The organism is Marivibrio sp. (assembly GCF_040218065.1).
In the GTDB taxonomy this organism is placed as follows: Bacteria; Pseudomonadota; Alphaproteobacteria; order UBA8366; family Aestuariispiraceae; genus Marivibrio.
The window spans coordinates 743,603-762,068 of sequence record NZ_JAVJQE010000013.1 but is presented as its reverse complement, the minus strand read 5'-3'; the positions used below and the strand labels follow the sequence as shown (position 1 = coordinate 762,068).

Below are 18,466 nucleotides of genomic sequence, written 5' to 3'. Positions count from 1 at the left end.
GCCTGGGCCGGGGACCGCAAGGGGGTTAGTCAAGGCGCAGTTCGGCGACCACCGGCAAATGGTCGGAGGCGAGCGGCGCAGGATCCTCCTGGTGCACCCAAACCCGCTCGACCGCCCGGGCGGGACGGGCGACGATCCGGTCGAGCGGCAGCATCGGCCGACCCGCCGGGAAACTGGCGGGCCGGGCGTGACCGCGAAATTCCCGACGCAGCCGACGATCGACGGGACCCCACGGCAGGAAGGCGTTCAGGTCGCCCATCAACGCGAACAGCTGGCCTTCGCGCCCTCCGCATTGCTCGAGGATTCGATCGAGCTGTCGGCGCCGAGCCGCCGGCGTCAGCCCCAGATGGGTGCAAACGAGGTGCAGCGTTCGGCCGTGCGCGTCGACCTCCGCGCAGATCGCGCCGCGCGGTTCCGCCCGGCGGTGGCGCAGGTCCAACAGATGCGTGTGGCGCACCGGCAGGCGGCTCAGCAGCAGGTTGGCCTGGTAGTTGCCGGTGACGCGGCGCACCGGCTGCTGGATCACCTGATAGCCCGCGCGCTCTGCGAACTTTTCCGCGTCCAGCGGACCCAGGCCGGCCTTTTCGGGCATGAACTCCTGGACCGCTACGACATCGGCGTCCACGGCGTGCAGGACGCGGAGGATTCGATCGACGCTGCGCTTCATGTCGGCGCCGACGAACTTGTGGATATTGTAGGTGGCCAGCCGAACGGTCGTCGCGGGGTGCGGGCGCAGGTCGCTCATGCCGGCCCGCCCTTGGCCCCCCTGAGATCCAGGTCGAAGAGAACGTCAGCGCCCATCGCGTAGGTGCGTGCGGGCGGGCGCAGCGCCCCTCTAAGATCCGCGACGCCGGGCAGGGCGAGACCCGGCCGCCCCTTGCCGGTGATCAGCGGCGCCACCGCCACATGCAGCCGGTCCAAAGCCCCGGCGGCCACAAAGGCGGACACCAGGCTGCCGCCCCCTTCGACCAGGACCCGGCGCAGCCCGCGCGCGGCCAGCGCTTCGAGGATCGCAGCCGGGGCGATGCGCCCGTCGGGATCGAGCGGCAGGACGACGCTTTCCACCCTCGCCAGCGCCGGCGCGCCCGGCCCCGTGACGCGCAAGGCGCCCGGCGCAGGGCCGGTGAACAGGCGCAGCGCCCCCGGCAGCCGCCCGTCTCGGTCCAGCACCACGCGCCGCGGGTTCGGCCCGTCGACGTTGCGCACGGTGAGCTGCGGATCGTCCGCTGCGGCCGTGCGCCAGCCGACCAGCACCGCGTCGGCGAGCGCGCGAAGGCGATGCAGGTTCACCAGACTTTCCGGGCCGGTCACATAGTGCGACGCGCCGCTGTCGGTGGCGATATGGCCGTCCAGACTCTGTCCCAACTGCCCGATCGCGAAGGCGGGCGCGAGGAGCGGGCCGTAGAGCGCGCGCATCGGCGCGGTCGCCGACTCGGCGCGTCCGGCCAACAGCGCGCGCCAGCTTTCCGCCGTCTCCGCCGCGTTGGGATCGAACAGGCTGGCGCGCGGATCGTTCACGACGCAGGGCCGGCTTTGAGCGCGTCCAGGGGAAACGCCGCAACCTCCTGCAGCGCGTCGGACAAGGCGCGGGCCATGTGATCCAACGTGGCCGCGCCGCGCCCGGCGTCGGCGTCGGCGGCGTTCCCCATCGCGCCGGCTTCGTTCAAATCCTGAGCGGCCCAGGCGAAGCCGGCCGCGCCCTCGGCGTGGAAGCGCGCGTTGGTCCTCGCCATGCGTCGGGCCAGCGTGTCGAAGTCGGCGGCTTTGTCCATCGCCACCAGATCCGGGCGGATCGCCAGCATGAGGGAGGTTTCCATCTCCCCGCCATGGTAGCCGAAGGCCAGCTCGTCGGTCGCGAACAGCCCCTCCGGCGCTTTGAAGCGGTAGCTGTTGATGCGGGCGGCCAGGACGCGTCGGCGTGCGCGCAAGCGCTGGGCGACAATGTCGACGATCTGCGGCTGCCCGCCGTGACTGTTGACGATCGCGATCTTCCGGGCGCCGGCGTCGACCGCCTTTTCGCAGAGCGCGGTCCACGCCGCGATCAGCGTCTCGGCGTCATGCGTCAAGGTGCCGGGGAAGTCGCCGTGCTCAAGGCTGTCGCCCACCTGCTGCAACGGCAGGACGAGAAGGCGTGCGCCCGCCGGGGGATGCGCGGCGGCCATACGCTCGATCACCGCTTCGAGGATCAGGCTGTCCGTACCGAGCGGCAGGTGCGGCCCGTGCTGCTCCACCGCGCCGACCGGCAGCAGGGCGATCGTGCGCGCCGGATCGGAGATGGGAAAATCGGTCGTCTTCAGGTCGGCCCAGCGGGCCACGGCGTCGCTCACGGTGCTCCTCCATCCGGCGGGCGGCGCGGGACCTCTCCAAGATGGCGCGCCGCGAGGGATGCGGCAACCGGCAGCAGGGCGACGAGCGCGCCGGCGGTCATGATCGCCAGATGCCCGGCGTAATAGCGCGTCGAGTACCAGGGGAAGATCAGGAAGTGCAGCGCCGCCGCGGCCAGGGCCAATCCGGCCGCCTGCGCCGCGCGTCGGCGCGCCGGGTCGTCCTCGGCGCGCGTCGCGAGCAACGCCGCCGCCGTCAAGAGAATGAGGATCGGCAGCTTCGCGCCGCGCTCGAGCACCTCGAGACTGCGGGCGCCGAGCACGTCTAGATAGGTCGAGAAGGCCAGCGGGGGATCGGCCGAGGCCAGCATCGGGATATTGGCGATGAAGCTGTGGACGAAGACGGCGCGATAGCCGGGCGGCTCGATCCAGGCCCCGATCGCGGCGTAGAGCGCAAGCCCGAGCGCCGCGAACCCGGCGAGCGGGGCGATCACCCGCGCCTGCGCCCGGAAGCCCGCCCGCCCTCGAAGCGCCCCGCCCCCCGCGATTGCTAGATAGGCGCCCAAATAGACGATCGCGTCCATGCGCACCAGAAGCGCGGCCGTCAGGATCGCTGCGCCCAGCCTAACGCGCCCCTCGGCGTAGGCGATCAGCCCGCCGATCAGCAGCAACGCCAGCATCGCGTCGGGCGTTGCGTAGCGTGCGGTCTGATAAAGTCCGGCCATTGCCGCGACGATCAGCACCGGCGGTCCGAGCGCGCCGATGCGCCGGCCGAGCCACAGTCCAAGCAACAAGACGGCCGCCGCGGCTGCGCTCGCGCTCACCAGAAAGGCCGCGGTCGGCGGCGCGACCCCAAACGCGCTCACGCCCGCGATCGCAGCGACGTAGGCGAGCTTGTAGCAATAGACCGGCAACGTCTCGGCGAACGCACGGGGGTCGGAGGCGAGGGTCTTGCGATAGGTGTTCGCCCATCCGATCGGGTCGGTGAGCTCGCGGTAGGTCTCCGGCGGGACGGCGGCGCGAACGGCGCGGTAGGCCGCGGACTGCAGCGCGGCCGGGTCCTTCTCGGCGTCCGCCAGCCCGTCGGCGCAGGCGATGTAGGGGATCATGTCCCAATTGTGCTTCGGGCCGGCGGCCAGAATCGCCGCAAACAGCGCCGCCGCCAGGACGGCGGCCCCGATCGCCCCGAGGGCGGCGCCACGCGGGCGCTTCGGCTTGGCGATCATGGGTTCATGCTCCGACCTGGACGCCTTTGCGAGAGCGGCGCGCCGTTGCGCTTGCGCCGATCGCCCCTATCTCGTCCCCTAGCACGAGCGTCATCCGATCGAAAGAGACTGGCATGAAGCGCGCTTCTCACCAATGCGGGCGCCGCGCCCGCCGCGGCCTTGACCGCCGGTCGGTGCTGACCGGACTCGGGGCGGCGGCTGCGGCGGCCGGCTTTACGCCGGGCCGCGCGTCGGCTGAGGACGTGATCGATCGCCGCCCGATCCCCTCCACCGGCGAGCGCATCCCCGCCGTCGGCATGGGCACCTGGATCACCTTCAACGTCGGCGAGGACGAAGCGCTGCGCCGCGATCGCGCGGCTGTGCTGCAGAAATTTTTCGACGAAGGCGGCGGGATGGTCGACAGCTCGCCGATGTACGGCAGTTCGGAAGACGTGATCGGCTGGTGCCTGGAGCGGGTCTCGGGATCGGACGGCCTGTTTTCCGCCACCAAGGTCTGGACGCCGGTCTTCGAGTCCGGGCCCGAACAGATGAACGAGAGCCGGCGTCTGTGGGGCCTGTCGACCTTCGATCTCATGCAGGTGCACAATCTGGTCGACTGGAAGGAGCATCTGGCGACCCTAAAGGAGGACAAGGCGGAGGGCCGCATCCGCTATCTCGGCGTCACCACCAGCCACGGCCGGCGCCACGAGGAGTTGGAGCGGGTGATGCGCGAGGAGCCGTTGGATTTCGTCCAGTTCACTTATAACATCCTCGACCGCGAGGCGGAGGCGCGTCTGCTGCCGCTGGCGGCTGATCGCGGAATCGCGGTCATCGTCAACCGACCTTACCGCCGCAAGGCGCTGATCCGAATGGTCCAGGACAAGCCGCTGCCGGACTGGGCGAGCGAGGCGGGGGCGGCGAACTGGCCGCAGTTCCTGCTGAAATTCATCCTGGGCCACCCGGCCGTAACCTGCGCGATCCCGGCGACGACGCAGGTCGAACATATGGCCGAGAACATGGGGGCTCTGCACGGTCCGTCGCCCGATCAGACGCTGCGGCGGCGGATGATCGACTATGTGGAGAGCCTGTAGCCCATGTTTCCCTACACCGCCGAGGTGTTGGCGAGCGTGATCGCCAATTTCAATCACGATTGGTGGCCGCTGCCCGCCGCGGCGGCGGGGCTGATGCTGGGCGCGGTGCTGCTGGCGGTGCGCCCTCAGCCGGGCGGCGGCAAGGTTGTCGGCGCGGCGTTGGCCGCGGCCTGGGCCTGGGTTGCGGTCGGCTGGCATTTTCTGACCTTCGCCGAGATCAATTTCGCGGCCCCGATCTACGGACTCTTCTTCCTGCTCCAGGCGGCGCTGCTGCTTTGGATCGCGGTCTCGCGCGGCGCGCTTCGCTTCGCCCCGGGGATCGACGGCTTCCGGTTGGCGGGGGTCGCGCTGGCCGCTTACGCGCTCTTCGGCTACCCGATGCTGACCGCGGCGCTCGGCGGGGACCTCGCCGCCGTTCGTCTGGCCGGCATGGCCCCGGGTCCGACCGCCTTGCTGACCTTGGGACTGCTGTTGGCGGCGAGCGGCCGCGCGCCGATTTCGCTCGCCGTCGTCCCGCTGCTTTGGTGCGCGGCCGCCGGGGCGACCGCTTGGCTGATCGCGGTGCCGGAGGATCTCGTCCTGCCGATCTTCGGCGTGCTGGCGGCGCTGCTGCTGGCGCTAAAGAACCTCCGGGCGAAACACGCCGCGCCTTGACCTGGATCATGGTTTCGGGCCGCGCCGCCGCGCAGGCTGACTTGCGGATGCGGGAGCAGACGGGAGACCGGCGATGACGGCGGCGCGAGAGCCGGGCGCGAGCGGCGCCTTCAGAACCTTCGACGCCGATCAGGCGGGGGCGATCGCCGATCCGCTCGACTATCTGCGCTTGGAGCATGAGCGTCAGCGCGCGGTGTGCGAGGCGCTGGAGCGGTTGGTGGAGACGATGGACGAAGGGGCCGTCGCCGGCGCCGCCCAAGAGATTCTGGACTTCCTGACGGAGGATCTCAGCCGTCACATCGCGGATGAGGAGCGCGACCTGTTCCCGCTTCTGGAGGCGCGTTGTCCGCCGGAGGACGGCCTCAAGGGGCTGCTCAAACGGCTGCGGCGCGAACATGAGATGGACGAGGATCTGGTGGAGTTCCTGCGCGCGGACCTCGAATTCCTGGCGCTCGGTCGCAGTCTCGCCAATCCGACGCGTCTGTTGATCAATCTGCGCGAATTCGCCAGCACCCAGCGTCGCCACCTCGCCTGGGAGGACGAAACGGTGCTGCCGCTCGCCGAGACGCGCCTTTCGGACGCGGATCGCGCCGCGATGGCGGAGCGGATGCGGCTGCGTCGGCGCTGAACGGTCGGACTAGGCCTTTTCCCGACCGCTCGCGCCCCCTACACTCGGGATCTAGAGGGTCGGCGCGTTTCGGCGGATGGATGACGGATTTGGACCGGATCGCCGACGGGGGAGCGCTAGCCTGCGCGAAGCGCCGGCGGCCTCGTCCCGGCGCCGCCCCTCGGGGCCTTCGCTTTGAGCTCGACGGCTCGGGACCGTCGCGCATGGGGCGTCGCCTGGAGGCCTTGTCCTTGACGGGGGCGCCGCGGGCGGGCACAGTTCGCTGAACGGTTGATCAATCAAAAACATCGGCTCGACCGCGCCGTTTTCGGGAGTCGGGCCGCCTACAGCAAAAGAGGGACCGAGAGATCATGCGCTACGAAGCGCCGACGACGGTGGAGGATGCGGTCAAGCTGCTCGCCGCCGAACAGGGCATGGCCAAGGTGCTGGCCGGTGGAACGGATCTGCTGGTCGCGATTCGGTCCGGCCGGATCGAGCCGGATCTGGTGGTCGATCTCAAGCGGATCGAAGAGATGACCGGCATCGAACCGGAGGATGGCGGCTTCCGCATCGGCGCGGCCGTGCCCAGCGCCGAGATGGGCGCCCACGCCAATCTGGTCGCGATGTGGCCGGGCGTCGTCGAGTCGGCGGGCCTGATCGGGTCGACGCAGATCCAGAGCCGGGCGACCGTCGCCGGCAATCTCTGCAACGCCTCGCCGGCCGCGGACAGCGTGCCGGCGCTGGCGGCCGCGCGGGCCAAGGCTTCGATCGTCGGGCCGAACGGCCGGCGCGACGTTCCCGTTGAGGACGTGCCCGCCGGGCCGGGCAAGACCAGCCTTGAGAAAGGCGAATTCGTCGCCTCCATCCTGCTGCCGAAACAGGCGGCGCGCGGCGGCGACGCCTATCTGCGCTTCATTCCGCGCACCGAGATGGACATCGCCGTCGTCGGCGTCGGCGTCAATCTGACGCTGGACGAGAGCGCGTCGATTTCCGAGGCGCGGGTGGTTCTCGGCGCCGTCGGCCCCCGCGTGATCGTTGCCGAGGAGGCGGCGGAGGCGCTGGTCGGCACGTCGGGCGACGAGGCCGCAATGAAGGCCTTCTCGGAGGCGGTCTCCGCCGCCTGCGCGCCGATCGACGACAAGCGCGGGACGCGGGAATACCGAATCGAGGTTGCGGGCGTGCTGGCCAAGCGCGCCGTCGCGATCGCCATGGACCGGGCGAAGGGACGCTGACGATGTCGAAACACCACGTCACCACCACCATAAACGGCGACGACGTCGAGTTTCTGTGCGATCCGCAGGAGACCCTGCTGGACGTGCTGCGCGACCGCCTCGGCATGACCGGGTCGAAGGAAGGCTGCGGGACCGGCGACTGCGGCGCCTGCACCGTCAATGTGGACGGCAAGATCGTCTGCGCCTGCCTGATGCTGGGCGCAGAGGCCGAAGGCCGCGCGATCAGCACCATCGAAGGCATGGCGCAGGGCGAATTGCTGCACCCGCTGCAGCGCAAGTTCCTGGAGCACGCCGCGCTTCAGTGCGGGATCTGCACGCCGGGCATCCTGGTCGCCGCCAAGGCGCTTCTGGAGGAGAATCCCGATCCGAGCGAGACCGAGGTTCGCTATTGGCTGGCCGGCAATCTGTGCCGCTGCACCGGCTACGATAAGATCGTGCGCGCCGTCATGGACGCCGCCGAGGAAATGAGAGGGCGCAACTATGCCGCTTGAGACCGATTTCCCGCAGAATTTCGAGGCGCGTGAGTTCAAGGTCGTCGGCAAGCGCCCGGTGCGCCCCGACGGCGTGGACAAGGTGACGGGCCGGGCCAAGTTCGGCGCCGACGCCGTCGCGCCGGGCATGCTGCACGCCAAGATCCTGCGCAGCCCCCACGCCCACGCCAAGATCGTCAGCATCGACACGTCGAAGGCCGAGGCGCTGGCCGGCGTTAAGGCGGTGGTCACCCGCGACGACTTCCCCGTCCACGAGGCGGTGAAGGAGGATCAGGAGCTGATGAGCGTGCTGACCAACGTCATGGCGCGCGAGAAGGCGCTCTATGACGGGCACGCCGTCGCCGCGGTCGCCGCGACCGATCCGCGCATCGCCGCCCAGGCCCTCAAGCTGATCGAGGTCGAGTATGAGGTTCTGGACCACGTGATCGACGAGGATCTGGCGATGCAACCCGACGCGCCGATCCTGCATGAGCATCTCGGCCACGAGTACGGCGGCGGCAAGCCGTCGAACGTCGCCGGCGTCACCGAGATCGGCCACGGCGACGTGGAGAAGGGCTTTGCGGAGGCCGAGGTGATCGTCGAGCGCTCGTTCAAGACCGGCGCCGCGCACCAGGGCTATATCGAGCCGCACGCCTGCCTCGCCAATATCGGCTCAGACGGGCGGGGCGAGTTGTGGTGCTGCACGCAGGGCCAGTTCATGGTTCGCGACACCTGCACCCAGCTGCTCGGCATGGACGTCTCGAACCTGCGCGTCACGCCGAGCGAGATCGGCGGCGGCTTCGGCGGCAAGACCACCGTCTTCATCGAACCGGTTGCGGTCGCGCTCTCGCGCAAGGCCGGCAAGCCGGTCAAGATCGTGATGAGCCGGGACGAGGTCTTCCGCGCCACCGGCCCGACCGCCTCCGCCAGTCTCTGGATCAAGGTCGGCGCGAAGAAGGACGGGACGATCACCGCGGCCGACGCGATCCTGAAGTATCAGGGCGGCGCCTTCCCGGGCAGCCCGGTCGACATGGGCGCGATGGCGTCCTTCGCCTGCTACGCGTTGGAGAACGTCCGCGCGGTCGGCTACGACGTCGTCACCAACCGCCCGAAGCAGGCGGCCTATCGCGCGCCGGGCGCGCCGATGGCGGCCTTCGCCGTCGAAAGCGTGATCAGCGAACTGGCGGGCGAATTGGGCATGGACCCGATCGACTTCCGCCTGAAGAACGCCGCCGGCGACGGGACGAAATCCAGCTTCGGGCCGACCTACGACGAGATCGGGCTGATCGAGACGCTGGAGGCCGCGAAGAAAACCGAGCATTACAACAGCCCGCTCGGCCCCAACCAGGGCCGCGGCGTGGCGTCGGGCTTCTGGTTCAATTTCGGCGGCCAGACGGCGGTGTCGCTGAACCTCAACGTCGACGGCACGGTCGCGCTGTCGGTCGGCACGCCGGACATCGGCGGCAGCCGCGCGTCGATGTGCGCCATGGCGGCGGAGGAGCTGGGCTGCGACTACGACGACGTCTACTGCATCGTCGCGGACACCGCCTCGCTCGGCTTCAACGACGTGACCGACGGCAGCCGGGTGACCTTCGCCTCCGGTCTCGCCACCATCCAGGCGGCGCGTCAGGCGAAGCAGCGCATGATCGACCGGGCCGCCAAGATCTGGGGCATACCGTCGGACGCGGTGAAGTGGGAGAACGGCGCGGCCCATCCCTCCGGCCCCAACGCCGGCGAGCATGAGCCGCTCTCCATCAAGGACATCGCCGCGATGGCGGGCGAGACAGGGGGGCCGATCGCCGGCCACCACGAGATCGCCGCCGAAGGCGCGGGGCCCAGCTTCGCGACCCACATCGTCGACGCCGAGATCGATCGGGATACGGGCCGCATCGACATCAAGCGCTACACGGTCGTCCAGGACGCCGGCAAGGCGGTGCACCCGGCTTATGTCGAAGGCCAGTTCCAGGGCGGCGCCGTGCAGGGCATCGGCTGGGCCTTGAACGAGGAGTACATCTACAACGACAAGGGCTTGCTCGAGAATCCGGGTTTCCTGGATTACCGCGTGCCGGTGGCCTCGGACCTGCCGATGATTGAGACGGTGATTGTCGAGAAGCCGAATCCGGGCCACCCCTACGGGGTGCGCGGGGTCGGCGAGACCTCGATCGTGCCCCCGATGGGCGCGATCGCCAACGCCGTCTCGGCCGCCGCGAAGGTGCGCGCGACGGAGATCCCGATGTCGCCGCCGCGGATGCTGAAGCTCCTGCGCGACAGCGAGGCGACGGCGAAAGCGGCGGAGTAGGGATGGTCCAGGTCACGCTCTGGGGAAGTCTGCGCGACTACGCCGACGGCGCCGAGACGCTGGAGGCGGAGGGCGAGAACATCTATCAGGTGCTGCAGGATTTGGGCAAAAAACACCCAAACCTGCAGCCCATCCTGAAGAAGGGCGTGACCGTCTCCCTTGACGGGCAGATCTACCGGCAGAACCTGATGCAGGAGGTGAAGCCGGATTCGGAGGTCTTTCTCCTGCCGAAGATGGCGGGGGGGTAGGCGGCGCCGGGCCTCTCGGAATGCGATGTCGTCAAGTCAGTCCATGCAGAAGGACGATCCGCGAGCCGCGGGCCTCCCGCCTCGTCAGCCCGGACTAGTTCCGGGCCAACCGCCTCTCGCGTCCGCCGGCGCGCACCGCTATTCCCCCGGCGCAAGGCCGGGGTGACGGAGGACGGCCTTTGGCGAGTCCTCGGATTTTCAGAAGGGATGTCATCCCGGGCGGACGTCAGGTCGACCCGGGATCTCGCGACAGGCGCGCCCGTCGATATCCCGGCTCTCCGCGTCGCTGCGGCCGGGACGGCGCCGCTTGGAGCTTGCGGCCGGAAGGAATTCCCGCCGCGCCGTCGCCCCGCCTTCCAAGGCCGCGCAAATCGGCGCACAGTGCTCCTGTCGATAAAGCGTCCAGGGAGGTCCGCCGATGACCCATTATCTCGTCTCAGAAGAAAATCCGACCGGGCTGAAGCTCGAACTCGTGCTGATGGCGCTGCGCCGCGAGGTGCTGACGCGCTGCACCAAGATCACCGACGACATGCGCCCGGAGGCGCAGCAGGTGCTGGCCAACAACATCAAGATTCTCGAGCACCTGTCGGAGGCCATCAAGCTGGCCGAGAACTCGACCCACATCCTCGACAAGGCCTTCGGCCCCAGCCAGGCCGACAAGGGCGGCCCGCCGCGGATCGGCACGTGACGCGTCCGCCGCTGCTGGCCGAGGCCGAGGAGCGGACGCGCCGCCTGCAGGCCGCCATGCGGGCGCGCGCGATCCCGCAGGCCCTCTTCACGGACGAGAGCTCGATCGCCTATCTCGGCGGCTTCTGGGGCTATCTGGGCGTGGAGTTCGGCCGCCCGACGCTGCTGCTGGTTCCGGCGGAGGGCGAGCCGGCCGTGGTCACGCCCTTGATGGAAAGCCGGATGGTGGAGGCGATGACCTGGATCGCCGACGTCCGGCCGTGGGAGGATTCCGGCCCGCGCGGCTGGGCGGCGGTCCTGGCCGACCTGCTGGGGCCGGAGACCGGCGAGGTGCTTTGGGTGGAGCGCGGCGCGCTGCCGGCGCTGGTGCGCGGCTGGTTCGACGAGGCGCGTCCGGCGACCCCGCTCAAGGATGTCGGCCCGATCCTGGGCGGGCAGCGCATGATCAAGTCGCCGCTGGAGATCGACGTGATGCGCCAGGCGGGACGGATCGCGGGCGCCATGATGGCGGCGGCGCACGCCTCGCTCCAGCCCGGCGCGCCGGAATACCGCTCGGCGCTGGCGGTGATCGAGGCGGGCACGGAGGCCGCCGCCGGCTTCCTGACCGCCGAGGGGTGGGAGCGCTTCGTCTCCCCCCTGATCCACAATCTGGCGATCCTGCAGAGCGGGGCGGACACGGCGATGGTTCACCGCCGCGCCAGCGTGAAGCCCTATGAGGTCGGCGATCCGGTCTATTTCTGCTTCTGCACCATGGCGCAGTTCAAGCAGTACAAGCTGGGATTCGATCGGCTGTTCCACATCGCCCGCGTCTCACGCGAGGCGGAGCGCGCGCAGCAGACCGCGATCGACGCGCAGCGCGCCGCGCTGGACGCGATCCGCCCCGGCGTCGCGGCCGAGGATGTCGCGGCGGCGGCTGACGCCGTCTACCGCGCGCGCGGCTTCGAGGCGGGCTACCGCACCGGCCGGTCGATCGGCGTCGCCTATCTGGAGGCGCCGGAGCTGAAGGCGGGCGACCGCACGGCGCTGGCGCCCGGCATGACCTTTGCGGTCGACGGCGGCGTGTCGCTGGGCGACGATCTGGGCGGCCGGATCGGGGATTCGATCGTCGTGACGGAAGACGGCTTCGAGTTTCTGACCGACTATCCGCGCGAGATCATGGTGACGCCGGCATGACCATCCGCGTCGTCCGGCGGACGGGGCCGCGACCCCTCTCGCTCGCCGTGCTGCAGAGCGACGGCGCCCTGGGAAGTCCGGCCGCCCGCCTCGCCTGGCTGGAGGCGCAGCTGGAGGATCTGGTCTCGCGCGATGAGCGCCCGGACCTTGTGCTGACGCCGGAGCTGTTCGCCCACGGTTACAACGCCGGCGCGGCGTTCAAGGATCTGGCGGAGCCTGCGGACGGCCCGTTGTCGGCCGCCGTCACCGTCCTCGCCCGCAAGAGCGGGGCCGCGATCCTCTACGGCTTCGCCGAGCGCGCGCAAGGCCGCCTCTACAACTCGGTCCAGGCCGTCGACGCCGCCGGCGAGCGGCTGACGCTGGTGCGCAAGCGCGTGCTGCCGCCGGGACCGGAGCGCGATCTGTTCGCGCCCGGCGGCGGCGGGCCGCTCTTCACCCTGAACGGCCTGACGATCGCAACCCTGATCTGCTATGAGGCGGAGTTTCCTGAGGCCGTGCGCCTGGCCGCGCGGGCGGGCGCGCAGCTGGTGCTGGTCCCCACCGCGCTCAGCGCCGATTGGCCGGTCGTCGCGCGCAAGCTGATCCCCACCCGCGCGTTCGAGAACGGCGTCTATGTCGCCTACGCCAACCATGCGGGGGCGGAGCGGGGCCTGCGCTATCTTGGCGAAAGCTGCATCGTCGGCCCCGACGGGGAGGATGTCGCGCGGGCGGGGGAGGCGCCGACGGCGCTGGCCGCGACGATCGCGCCGCACGCCGTCGCGGCGGCGCAGGCGCGGTTGCCCTACCTGCGCGATCTGGCCGGACTCGGACCGGAGGACGGCCCCGGGTCCTAACGGAACAGCATCACCGGGATGCGGCAGGAACGCAGCATCTCCGAGGTGGTGGAGCCGATGATCAGCGTGCGGATGCGCGAATGGCCGTAGGCGCCCATCGCCAGCAGGTCGGCGCCGCCAGCCTCGACGATCGCGGCGATGGCCTCCTCCGGCTGGCCGGGGACGATCTCGACGCTGGTCTCAAGATCGGAATGGCGCAGCTGATAGGCGGCTTCATCCAATTTCCGGCGCAACTCGGGCGTCTCGCGGCCCGCGGCCATCACTCGGCACGTCAGACCGCGGAACAAGGGGCTGTTGGCGATGTGGTCGACGGCCTTGCGGCAGCTCTGGCCGCCGTCGAAGGCGATCAAAACCGTCTCGATCGGCTTGAAGGCGCGCGCGGCGACCAGCAGCGGCTTGCGGCTCGCCCGCGCGATCCGCTCAAGATTGGAGCCGAGATGCCCGGCGGCGAAATCGGCCGCCTCGCCGCGTTTGCCGACCACGATCAGGTCCGCCTCGCGCTCCGCCTCGGCCAGCGCCTCGAGCAGATCGCCGAGGCGCAGGCTGCGCGTGACCTGCGTGACGCCGTCGCGGCTCAGAACGGCCTCGGCGTCCTCTAGGATCGCGCGGCCGCGCTTCTGGGCCAGTTTCGCGCGTTCGGCGTCGAGCGCGGCCAGCTCTTCCAGCAACGCCGTGCGCGCGCCGAGCTTGATGGCGCCGCTGATGTCCTGCGGCGCGCCCTCGCCTTCGCGCCGGCCGATGACGTGCAGCAGGGTCACCGTCGCGTTCAGGCGCTCGGCCGCCCAGGCGGCGTGGTCGCAGACGCTTTCGGCGTAGATCGAGGCGTCGACCAAAGCGATCAGTCGTGTCATCGAACGCTCCTAATGGCCCGTCAGGCGGTCCAGCGCGCCCGGCTCGTCATGGATCGCCAGGCGGTCGACGATGGTCTCGCTCGCCGCGTTCATGCCGACGATCTGCACCTCGGCGCCGTCGCGGCGGAATTTCAACACCGCCATGTCCAGCGCTGCGACGCTGGAGATGTCCCAGATGTGCGCGCGGCTGACGTCGATCACCACGCGCTCCAACGCCTCCTTGAAGTCGAAGGCGCGGGCGAAGGCGTCGGCGGAGGCGAAGAAGATCTGCCCTTCGATGCGATAGACGCGCTCGGTCCCGTCGTCGGACAGGGTGGAGGTGACGCGCAACAGCTGCGCGATCTTGGCCGCGAAGAAGATGCCGGACAGCAGCACGCCCGTGAGCACCCCGATCGCCAGATTGTGCGTCGCGACCACCGCGACGACGGTCGCCAGCATGACGATAGAGGAACTGCGCGGATGCCGGCGCAGATCCTTGATCGACGACCAGCTGAAGGTGCCGATCGACACCATGATCATGATCGCCACCAGCGCCGGCATCGGGATTTGGCGCACCCAATCGCCGAGCGCCACGATCATGAACAGCAGAAAGACGCCGGCGCACAGGCATGACAGCCGACCGCGCCCGCCCGACTTCACGTTGATGATGGACTGGCCGATCATGGCGCAGCCCGCCATGCCGCCGATGAAGCCGGTCGCCGTGTTGGCCAGGCCTTGGCCGACGCATTCCTGGTTCTTGTCGCTGGGGGTGTCGGTCAGCTCGTCGACGATCGAGGCCGTCATGAGCGATTCCAGCAGTCCCACGGCGGCGACCGCGGCCGAGTAGGGCAGGATGATCTGCAACGTCTCCCACGTCAGCGGTATGTCGGGCAGCAGAAAGATCGGCAGCGTGTCCGGCAGCGCGCCCATGTCGCCGACCGTGCGGACGTCCAGATCGAAGGCGATCGCGACCGCCGTCAGCGCCAGAATGCAAATCAGCGGCGAGGGGATCTTCCTCGTGACGTAGGGGAAGAGATAGATGATGGCCAGACCGCCCGCGACCATAACATAAGTTAGGTTTGGCACGCCGATCAGCTCCGGCAGCTGCGCCATCAGGATCAGAATCGCCAACGCGTTGACGAACCCCGTCATGACCGAGCGCGAGACGAAGCGCATCAGATCGCCGAGGCGCAGGAAGCCGGCGGCGATCTGAAGCAGGCCCGCCAATACGGTCGCCGCCAGCAGATATTGCAGCCCGTGCTCCTTCACCAGCGTGACCATTAGGACCGCGGTCGCCGCGGTGGCGGCCGAAATCATGCCCGGCCGCCCGCCCGCGATCGCCGTGACCACGGCGATCGAGAAGGAAGCGTAGAGCCCGACCTTCGGGTCTACCCCGGCGATGATCGAGAAGGCGATCGCCTCCGGAATGAGCGCCAGCGCGACCACGAGCCCCGCCAGCACGTCGCCGCGAAGACTTCCGACCCATTGGTCGCGATAGGCGGCGAGGGAGGGCATGGGCCAAGACCTAAAAAAAGGGCGGCGTCCGGCGACGGATGCTGCGGGCCGTCGTCCGATGACGCGTTGCGCGAACGGGTGAGAGCGCGGCGCGCGCGGCGGCCGCCGACAAGGAATGCGCCGGTTCTATAGCGTCCTATGCTGCATCGCAATAAAAAAGCCCCCGACGCGGTACGGCGTCGGGGGCTTGCGATTGCGCGTCAGCCGTGCAGGCCTACTTCCAGCCGCTGATCGCCTTCACCTCCAGATAGTCTTCGATGCCCCAGCGCCCGCCTTCGCGGCCGTTGCCGGACATCTTGTAGCCGCCGAAGGGGCTGCCGCCGGGCCGGGAGGCGCCGTTCATCTGCACCATGCCGGCGCGCAGTTGGCGCGAGACGCGGCGCATGCGCTCCACGTCGTCGGTCTGCAGATAGGAGGTCAGGCCGTAGGGCGTGTCGTTGGCGATGGCGATCGCCTCCTCCTCGCTGTCGAACGGCATGATGGACAGCACGGGGCCGAAGATCTCCTCGCGCGCGATGGTCATCTCGTTGTTTACGTCGGCGAAGACCGTCGGCCGTGCGTAATAGCCGCGGTTGAAACCCTCGGGTCGGCCGACGCCGCCGGCGACGAGGCGCGCGCCCTCGTCAATGCCGGCCTGGATCAGCGTCTGCACTTTGTCGAACTGTTGGGCGGAGGAGAGCGGGCCGATGTGGTTTCCGTCCTCGGCCGGGTCGCCGACGGCGCATTTGCCGGCGGCCTCGACCGCCGCGCCGACGGCGTCGTCATAGACGCTGCGCTCCACCAGCATCCGGGTGGGGGCGTTGCAGCTCTGGCCGGAATTCATGAAACAGCCGATCGCGCCGCGCTTGACGGCCTTGGCGACGTCAGTGTCGGCGAAGATCAGGTTCGGACCCTTGCCGCCGAGTTCCAGCGTCACCCGCTTGACCGTGTCGGCCGCCGCCTTCTGGACCGCCACGCCCGCGCGGGTCGAGCCGGTGAAGGACATCATATCGACGTTCGGGTGGCTCGAGAGCGCGGCGCCGACCGTCGGCCCGTCGCCGTTGACCAGATTGAAGACGCCCTTGGGGAAGCCCGCTTCGTCCACCATCTCGGCGAACAGCATGGCCGAAAGCGGCGCGATCTCGGAGGGCTTCAGGACCACGGTGCAGCCGACGCCCAACGCCGGGATGACCTTCAGCGTCACCTGGTTCATCGGCCAGTTCCACGGCGTGATCAGCCCGCAGACGCCGATCGGCTCGTGCGCGATATGCTCCTCAGGCTGGTCGGGATAGAGCGGGCGCTCGAACTCGAACTCTTTAAGGTCGCGCAGGAAGGCCTTGATGTGGCCGAGGCCGGCCGCGGCCTGCGCCTGGGTCGCCAGCTTGATCGGCGCGCCCATCTCCTTCGAGATGGTCTCCGCCATCTCGCCCATGCGGCGCTTGTAGATTTCGTAAAGCTTCTCCAACAGCGCGATGCGCTCGCCATGCGGCGTGGCGGCGTAGCCGGGGAAGGCGCGCTTGGCCGCGGCGACGGCCCGATCGACATCGCTCTGGGCGCCGAGCGAGATGGTGGCGAAGGCCTGCTCGTCTGCCGGGTTGATGACGTCGAAGTCATTGGGCGCGCCGGGCGCGACCCAGGCGCCGTCGATGTAGAAGTCGGTCTTACGCACGATTATCTGCTCCCGTTTTTTGTCCATCCGCGCCGCGCGGAAAGGATGATCGCCGCGCGGCCGCCTCGGATATATCGGCCATGGGCCGGGCCGGCGCAACCGCGGCGCACGCGCGCGGTCGTGCGAAGGCGGCGCGCCCGCGAGCGGGCGCGCCAGAACAGGCCGGCGCAAAAAAAGAGCCGCCCCGGAGGGCGGCCCAGTTCGGCGGAAGAAAGGAGGGGCCGCCCGGAGCGTGGCGGCGGGCGGCCCCTCTGGACCGGCGCGGTGCGGCGCTTGGGTGGGTCCTTGCGGTTAGGGGGAGGCGCGAAGGACCCGCCGCACCGGCCGGAAGGCCGGCGCTCACGGCGCGCTTACGTCTTGGCGACGCTCGGCGCCTCGGGCGCGGGAGAGGGCGCCTCGGGCGCGGCGCCGTCCACCAAATGATCGGCGATGCGCCGCTCCAGCCGACGCATCGCGTCCGGATCGTCCCCCGGGTTGGCGATCAAGTCGGCGTAATCCTCAAGCGCCTCGCGATAGGCGCCCGTTTCCCGGCCCGCCGCCTCAGGGGCGTCAGGCGTCGGGACGGCGGAAGTCCGGGCGGCCGGCTCGCCGTTTCGCGTCGCGTCCGTTCTGTCGGCCATGCTCGGCTCCTTTCGGCGGGCGGACCGCCTGTTCGGTTAGCGTAGGCTTAGCTTAGGAGCGCGGCGGGTCTACGTGATATCACATAGGTTAGGTATTCAGGAAAACGAAATAATCTTGTGCGGGCCGCTTGCCTTCGTGCATTCCCGCGCGCTTCGGGCTACGCTCCCCCGCGGGGCGCACGGGCCGGCGCCCGCGGCGGCGCCGTAACAGCAAGAGGTCCTAAAGGATGGATGTATTGTCTGGGACGCGAGGCGGCGGGGGCGGGGGCGTTCGACTGGACCGCCCGCTTGAGACCAAGCTCGGCCTTGTCATGACGTTGAGCGACGACGATCGCGCGCGTCTGCGTTCGCTCTCCGAGACGGAGCTGCGTTTTCGTCGCGGGGCCGCGCTATTATCTGAAGGGGCCGAACAGGATGCGGTTTACGTTCTGAAGGCCGGCTGGGTCGGCTGCGCCCGGCATCTAAGCGACGGCCGGCGGCAAATCACCCGCTTTGCGCTGCCGGGCGATGTTGTCGGGTTCGACGCGCTGGTTCAACATGTCTCCACCCAGGACGCCAGCGCGCTGAGCGACGTCACCGTTGTGGTGCTGCGCCCGGCCGAGTTGATCGACCTCGCTGCGTCGGCGCCGCATCTCGGCATGGCGCTCTTGTGGGCGACGGCCAAGGACGAGTCGGCGCTGGCCGAACGCCTGGCCAGCATCGGGCGCCGCTTCGCATTGGAGCGTCTCGCCCACCTCTTCGTCGAAACCCGGCTGCGGCTTGAGGCGCTGGGGCTCGCCGAGGAAGATCGGCTGCATTTCCCCGTCACCAAGGAACAGCTGGCCGACGCGATGGGGCTCACCACGATCCACATCTACCGCACGCTTCGTCGGCTGACGGAAAGCGGGTTGGTGCGGCTCGACGGCGCATGGCTCGAAATCCTCGACCTCGAGGCGCTGAAGCGTCTGGGCAAATTCGACGATCTCTACATCGTGCCGGGGCGCATTCCGGAGGCCTCGCGTCGGGCGGTTCGCCGCGCGAAAGACTGAGC

At 69.5% G+C, this 18,466-nt stretch carries 19 protein-coding genes; 11 read left to right on the top strand and 8 right to left on the bottom strand.

What is annotated here, in order from left to right; genetic code table 11:
• Positions 1–25 precede the first annotated feature (25 nt).
• From RIB45_RS15495 to RIB45_RS15480, 4 genes are read right to left on the bottom strand one after another with little or no spacing between them, the layout of a single operon-like run.
• Positions 26–745, bottom strand: a complete 720-nt coding sequence (locus RIB45_RS15495; protein ID WP_350051337.1) for an endonuclease/exonuclease/phosphatase family protein — start codon at positions 743–745, stop codon at positions 26–28.
• Positions 742–1,518: a RibD family protein gene (locus tag RIB45_RS15490; RefSeq protein ID WP_350051336.1), complete on the bottom strand. Its 777-nt coding sequence runs from the start codon at positions 1,516–1,518 to the stop codon at positions 742–744. Before RIB45_RS15490 ends, RIB45_RS15495 begins: the two co-directional genes overlap by 4 nt.
• On the bottom strand, positions 1,515–2,327 hold the full coding sequence (locus tag RIB45_RS15485; protein WP_350051335.1) for a creatininase family protein: 813 nt from the start codon (positions 2,325–2,327) through the stop codon (positions 1,515–1,517). Before RIB45_RS15485 ends, RIB45_RS15490 begins: the two co-directional genes overlap by 4 nt.
• Positions 2,324–3,550: a hypothetical protein gene (locus RIB45_RS15480; RefSeq protein WP_350051333.1), complete on the bottom strand. Its 1,227-nt coding sequence runs from the start codon at positions 3,548–3,550 to the stop codon at positions 2,324–2,326. The genes RIB45_RS15485 and RIB45_RS15480 overlap by 4 nt, the downstream gene beginning before the upstream one ends.
• A 113-nt stretch (positions 3,551–3,663) precedes the next feature.
• Between RIB45_RS15480 and RIB45_RS15475 the strand changes: the two genes are divergently transcribed.
• From RIB45_RS15475 to RIB45_RS15430, 10 genes are all read left to right on the top strand, one after another.
• On the top strand, positions 3,664–4,620 hold the full coding sequence (locus tag RIB45_RS15475) for an aldo/keto reductase (RefSeq protein WP_350051332.1): 957 nt from the start codon (positions 3,664–3,666) through the stop codon (positions 4,618–4,620).
• A 3-nt stretch (positions 4,621–4,623) separates the two neighbouring features.
• On the top strand, positions 4,624–5,274 hold the full coding sequence (locus tag RIB45_RS15470; protein WP_350051331.1) for a DUF6064 family protein: 651 nt from the start codon (positions 4,624–4,626) through the stop codon (positions 5,272–5,274).
• Positions 5,275–5,347: 73 nt separating this feature from the next.
• A complete protein-coding gene (locus RIB45_RS15465) occupies positions 5,348–5,902 on the top strand; it encodes a hemerythrin domain-containing protein (protein ID WP_350051330.1) in 555 nt (184 codons plus the stop codon).
• A 350-nt stretch (positions 5,903–6,252) separates the two neighbouring features.
• A complete protein-coding gene (locus tag RIB45_RS15460) occupies positions 6,253–7,113 on the top strand; it encodes an FAD binding domain-containing protein (RefSeq protein WP_350051329.1) in 861 nt (286 codons plus the stop codon).
• A gap of 2 nt (positions 7,114–7,115) precedes the next feature.
• On the top strand, positions 7,116–7,604 hold the full coding sequence (locus RIB45_RS15455; protein ID WP_350051328.1) for a (2Fe-2S)-binding protein: 489 nt from the start codon (positions 7,116–7,118) through the stop codon (positions 7,602–7,604).
• The gene (locus RIB45_RS15450) at positions 7,594–9,882 is read left to right on the top strand and encodes a xanthine dehydrogenase family protein molybdopterin-binding subunit (protein ID WP_350051327.1); all 2,289 of its coding nucleotides are present in this window, start codon (positions 7,594–7,596) and stop codon (positions 9,880–9,882) included. Before RIB45_RS15455 ends, RIB45_RS15450 begins: the two co-directional genes overlap by 11 nt.
• 2 nt (positions 9,883–9,884) lie before the next feature.
• The gene (locus RIB45_RS15445) at positions 9,885–10,130 is read left to right on the top strand and encodes a MoaD/ThiS family protein (RefSeq protein ID WP_350051326.1); all 246 of its coding nucleotides are present in this window, start codon (positions 9,885–9,887) and stop codon (positions 10,128–10,130) included.
• 418 nt (positions 10,131–10,548) lie between these two features.
• A complete protein-coding gene (locus tag RIB45_RS15440; RefSeq protein WP_350051324.1) occupies positions 10,549–10,818 on the top strand; it encodes a hypothetical protein in 270 nt (89 codons plus the stop codon).
• Positions 10,815–11,990, top strand: a complete 1,176-nt coding sequence (locus RIB45_RS15435; RefSeq protein ID WP_350051323.1) for a M24 family metallopeptidase — start codon at positions 10,815–10,817, stop codon at positions 11,988–11,990. Before RIB45_RS15440 ends, RIB45_RS15435 begins: the two co-directional genes overlap by 4 nt.
• Positions 11,987–12,823, top strand: a complete 837-nt coding sequence (locus tag RIB45_RS15430; RefSeq protein ID WP_350051322.1) for a carbon-nitrogen hydrolase family protein — start codon at positions 11,987–11,989, stop codon at positions 12,821–12,823. Before RIB45_RS15435 ends, RIB45_RS15430 begins: the two co-directional genes overlap by 4 nt.
• On the opposite strand, the gene RIB45_RS15425 is transcribed toward RIB45_RS15430, so the two are convergent.
• The 4 genes from RIB45_RS15425 to RIB45_RS15410 form a co-directional block, all read right to left on the bottom strand.
• The gene (locus RIB45_RS15425; protein ID WP_350051320.1) at positions 12,820–13,674 is read right to left on the bottom strand and encodes a universal stress protein; all 855 of its coding nucleotides are present in this window, start codon (positions 13,672–13,674) and stop codon (positions 12,820–12,822) included. The two genes, RIB45_RS15430 and RIB45_RS15425, sit on opposite strands and share 4 nt — an antisense overlap.
• Positions 13,675–13,683: 9 nt before the next feature.
• The gene (locus tag RIB45_RS15420; protein WP_350051318.1) at positions 13,684–15,168 is read right to left on the bottom strand and encodes a SulP family inorganic anion transporter; all 1,485 of its coding nucleotides are present in this window, start codon (positions 15,166–15,168) and stop codon (positions 13,684–13,686) included.
• 214 nt (positions 15,169–15,382) lie between these two features.
• Positions 15,383–16,816, bottom strand: a complete 1,434-nt coding sequence (locus RIB45_RS15415) for an aldehyde dehydrogenase family protein (protein ID WP_350051316.1) — start codon at positions 16,814–16,816, stop codon at positions 15,383–15,385.
• 350 nt (positions 16,817–17,166) lie between these two features.
• Entirely contained in the window at positions 17,167–17,436 is a 270-nt protein-coding gene (locus RIB45_RS15410) for a hypothetical protein (RefSeq protein WP_350051315.1), read from the bottom strand.
• 236 nt (positions 17,437–17,672) lie between these two features.
• Here RIB45_RS15410 and RIB45_RS15405 point away from each other — a divergent pair, with 236 nt between their 5' ends.
• Positions 17,673–18,464 (top strand): Crp/Fnr family transcriptional regulator, encoded by a 792-nt coding sequence (locus RIB45_RS15405; RefSeq protein WP_350051314.1) that lies wholly within the window; start codon positions 17,673–17,675, stop codon positions 18,462–18,464.
• The last annotated feature ends 2 nt before the right edge of the window (positions 18,465–18,466 follow it).

What these genes read in the sequence shown, in the direction of transcription:
- RIB45_RS15495 (WP_350051337.1), bottom strand. Translation starts at nt 745, where the DNA reads ATGAGCGACCTGCGCCCGCACCCCGCGACGACCGTTCGGCTGGCCACC.
- RIB45_RS15480 (WP_350051333.1), bottom strand. Translation starts at nt 3,550, where the DNA reads ATGATCGCCAAGCCGAAGCGCCCGCGTGGCGCCGCCCTCGGGGCGATC.
- RIB45_RS15475 (WP_350051332.1), top strand. Translation starts at nt 3,664, where the DNA reads ATGAAGCGCGCTTCTCACCAATGCGGGCGCCGCGCCCGCCGCGGCCTT.
- RIB45_RS15470 (WP_350051331.1), top strand. Translation starts at nt 4,624, where the DNA reads ATGTTTCCCTACACCGCCGAGGTGTTGGCGAGCGTGATCGCCAATTTC.
- RIB45_RS15465 (WP_350051330.1), top strand. Translation starts at nt 5,348, where the DNA reads ATGACGGCGGCGCGAGAGCCGGGCGCGAGCGGCGCCTTCAGAACCTTC.
- RIB45_RS15460 (WP_350051329.1), top strand. Translation starts at nt 6,253, where the DNA reads ATGCGCTACGAAGCGCCGACGACGGTGGAGGATGCGGTCAAGCTGCTC.
- RIB45_RS15455 (WP_350051328.1), top strand. Translation starts at nt 7,116, where the DNA reads ATGTCGAAACACCACGTCACCACCACCATAAACGGCGACGACGTCGAG.
- RIB45_RS15450 (WP_350051327.1), top strand. Translation starts at nt 7,594, where the DNA reads ATGCCGCTTGAGACCGATTTCCCGCAGAATTTCGAGGCGCGTGAGTTC.
- RIB45_RS15445 (WP_350051326.1), top strand. Translation starts at nt 9,885, where the DNA reads ATGGTCCAGGTCACGCTCTGGGGAAGTCTGCGCGACTACGCCGACGGC.
- RIB45_RS15440 (WP_350051324.1), top strand. Translation starts at nt 10,549, where the DNA reads ATGACCCATTATCTCGTCTCAGAAGAAAATCCGACCGGGCTGAAGCTC.
- RIB45_RS15430 (WP_350051322.1), top strand. Translation starts at nt 11,987, where the DNA reads ATGACCATCCGCGTCGTCCGGCGGACGGGGCCGCGACCCCTCTCGCTC.
- RIB45_RS15425 (WP_350051320.1), bottom strand. Translation starts at nt 13,674, where the DNA reads ATGACACGACTGATCGCTTTGGTCGACGCCTCGATCTACGCCGAAAGC.
- RIB45_RS15420 (WP_350051318.1), bottom strand. Translation starts at nt 15,168, where the DNA reads ATGCCCTCCCTCGCCGCCTATCGCGACCAATGGGTCGGAAGTCTTCGC.
- RIB45_RS15410 (WP_350051315.1), bottom strand. Translation starts at nt 17,436, where the DNA reads ATGGCCGACAGAACGGACGCGACGCGAAACGGCGAGCCGGCCGCCCGG.